The sequence below is a fragment of the Streptomyces rubellus genome (genome assembly GCF_036323805.1).
Classification (GTDB): domain Bacteria; phylum Actinomycetota; class Actinomycetes; order Streptomycetales; family Streptomycetaceae; genus Streptomyces.
On sequence record NZ_JAZDCX010000083.1, the window covers coordinates 1 to 364 of the forward strand.

The 364-nt window shown below is 70.1% G+C and carries 1 protein-coding gene; it reads left to right on the forward strand.

Annotation, left to right across the window (positions count from 1 at the left end; translation table 11 throughout):
- On the forward strand, positions 1-364 hold a 364-nt coding region (locus V1L54_RS29350), incomplete at both ends, for a ketoacyl-synthetase C-terminal extension domain-containing protein (protein WP_330121198.1).

Below are 364 nucleotides of genomic sequence, written 5' to 3' on the forward strand. Positions count from 1 at the left end.
CACGGACCGGCCCCGCCGGGCCGGGGTCTCCTCGTTCGGCGTCAGCGGCACCAACGCGCACGTGGTGCTGGAGGCCGTTCCGGCAGCGGAACACACGGAAACACAAGCACCTTTGAGCGACAGCACCCCACTGCTCCCGCTGCTGCTCTCCGCCCGTACGGCAGACGCCCTTCCGGCGCAGGCGGAGAAGCTGCGAGCGGCCCTTGACGGGCACCGGATCGCTGACGTGGCCCACTCCTTGGCAACGACCAGGGGAGCGCTGGAGCACCGTGCCGTGGTGCTGGCAGCTGACAGCGAAACTGCGGACGCAGCACTGCGGAACCTCAGCAGCGCTGTCGTCGGACGGGCCGAGGAGGACGGTTCT